The organism is Promicromonospora kroppenstedtii DSM 19349, from assembly GCF_000515355.1.
GTDB lineage: Bacteria > Actinomycetota > Actinomycetes > Actinomycetales > Cellulomonadaceae > Promicromonospora > Promicromonospora kroppenstedtii.
Genome location: NZ_KI911746.1, coordinates 25,997 through 28,350, shown reverse-complemented (window position 1 = coordinate 28,350; position 2,354 = coordinate 25,997). Strand labels below are relative to the sequence as shown.

Sequence of the window (2,354 nt, the reverse complement as noted above, 5' to 3'; positions counted from 1 at the left end):
GGCGGCCGCGGCCGTCACCGCGAGCGCCCGCCGGACCGGCAGCAGGGTGCCGACCGTGTAGCCCGCGATCATCTGCGGGACACCGCCGACGGACAGGTCCTCGGGCGAGACGGCGGTGATGACCACCTGGCAGGCCACCACGAGCGCGAGGCACAGGACGGGTCGGACCCGGCGCAGGACGAGCGGTACAGCCTGGGCGCACGCGGCGGCGATCAGCACCACCCCCTGCACCGGTCCGACCGTGAGGCCCTCCACTCCGAGCACGAACTCGAACAGCCCGAGCAGCAGGGTGCCCGTCACGACCAGGATCACCGCCGCCAGGAGGGCGTCGCGGGCGACCGGACCGGTCAGCCCGAGCCGGTTCAGCAGCGCGTCGAGCCGGCGAGGACGAGCCGGGGCGATCATGTCGTCGAGCGTCGTGGGGCCGTCCGTGGCGGGCACCCTGCCTGTCGTGGGCATGGCTCAGTACGATACCGACGGCGCGAGCAGGCGGAGGTCGACGGCGTACCAGGCCGCCGCGGCCAGTGCGAGCACCACGAGCACGGTGCCGAGCACGCGGCGCCAGCCGTGCCGGTGCCGGACGGCGCCCACGACCTGGAGCACGGCGGGGATGATGCCGAGCGCACCGAGCGCCTGGACCACCTGGAGCTGGCGCAGGGACGCCTCGGGGACTTCCTGCAGGCTCATGACGGTCTGCACGGTGATCGCCCACCCGACGAGGGCGAGCACGGTGGCGATCGCCGCGATCTTGGTCAGGACGCGGGTGACGCGCCCGGTGCCCTGCGGCAGGGACTCGTGGCGGACGCGGCGCCGGATCGCGCCGACCGGCCAGGCGACGGCGGCCACGAGCAGGATCAGCGCGGAGACGCCGAGCACGGGGAGCACCACGCCCGGGGCTCGCTCCGGCGCACCGGGCAGCAGGGTGAAGGCCCCCTCGTAGACGATGGCTTCGACGTGGCCGTCGGCCACGCGCATGGCGAGGGTGCGCTGGCCGTCGACCTCGCGCCACACCCAGGGCTCGACCTCCTCGTACAGGGCGGGCGTGACGGCGCCCGGGCCGGGCGTGATGAGCAGGCGGCCGTCGGCGCGTGCGGTGAGCTGGGTCGGGCTGAGCACGTCGAGGGCCGCGAGGAAGTTGCTCCGCACACCGCGCGAGGAGACGTAGGAGCCCTCGGCGAGGGCGGCGTGCTCGCGGGCGGTGTCCTGGTCGACGGTCGTGCCGGGGGCGGGGGTGACCGCGGCGTCGTCGGCCGGGAAGTAGCGGTCGGTGAAGCCCTGGAGCACGGCCTCCCGCAGGGGCACGGTGGCGTAGCCGCCGGTGCCCGAGCTGTTCAGCGAGATGAAGATGCCCGTGCGCTCCTCGGGGTAGAGCTGCAGGTGGGAGTGGAAGAACTGGGTGTCGCCGCCGTGGCCGATGATGCGGTGGCCGTTGCGGCTCTCGTCGAAGAACCCGAGCGTCATGCGGGGCGCCGCGGCGAGGTCGCCGAGCGTGGTCTCGTCGAGCGCGGTCGAGTGCATCAGGTCGAGCGTCGCGGGCTCCAGGAGCGGCCCGGCGCCCGGCTCACCGAGCTGGGCCAGCATGAAGCGCGCCATGTCGGGCGCGGACGCCGTGAGCGAGCCGGCCGGCGGGGTGCCGACGATCTCGAACTGCCCGGGGGCGACGTCGGACGAGGTGTAGCCCTGCGACATCCGGTCGGTCAGGTCGCCCGGCAGGGGCTGCACGAACGTGGACGACGTCATCCCGGCAGGCTCGAAGATGTTGCGCTCGACGTACTCCTCGAACGGGACGCCGCTCACGCGCTCCACGACGTACCCGGCCAGGGCGTTGCCGTAGTTGGAGTAGGCGGGGACGGTGCCGGGCTCGTAGACCTGCTCGGGCGGGTCCTGCGCCAGCGCGTCACGGAGCACGACCGGCTGGTCGCCGAACCCGATGAGTCCCCCGACCCGCTCCTCGAAGCCGGCGGTGTGGGTGAGCAGGGTACGCAGCGTGATCGGTTCGTCGAACCGGCGCGGCACGTCGAAGTCGAGGTACTCCGCCACGTCGGTGTCGAGGTCGAGGTCGCCGCTCTCGACGAGCTGCAGCACCGCGGTCGCGGTGAACAGCTTGGAGACGGAGCCGGGGCGGAACAGGGTCGTCTCGGCGTCGACCGGCACCGCGTCGCCGCCCGTGGTGCCCGTGTCGGCGTGGCCGTAGCCGCGCGTCGTGAGGATCTCGCCGTCGTGCACCACCGTGACGACACCGCCCGCGATGCCGGCGCTCTCCAGCGCGGCCGGCAGCAGGCCGTCGAGCCAGGCGTCGACGTCGGACGCCACCAGGTCGTGCTCGCCGGCCGGGGCGCTGACCGGCGGGGCCG

General features: G+C 74.0%; 2 protein-coding genes. Both read right to left on the bottom strand.

The window, feature by feature from the left end; translation table 11 throughout:
• On the bottom strand, positions 1-459 hold a 459-nt coding region (locus PROKR_RS36185; protein ID WP_425414941.1), incomplete at its 3' end, for a hypothetical protein.
• A gap of 3 nt (positions 460-462) precedes the next feature.
• The coding region (locus PROKR_RS25335) for a serine hydrolase domain-containing protein (protein WP_036969253.1) at positions 463-2,354 on the bottom strand (1,892 nt) is incomplete at its 5' end.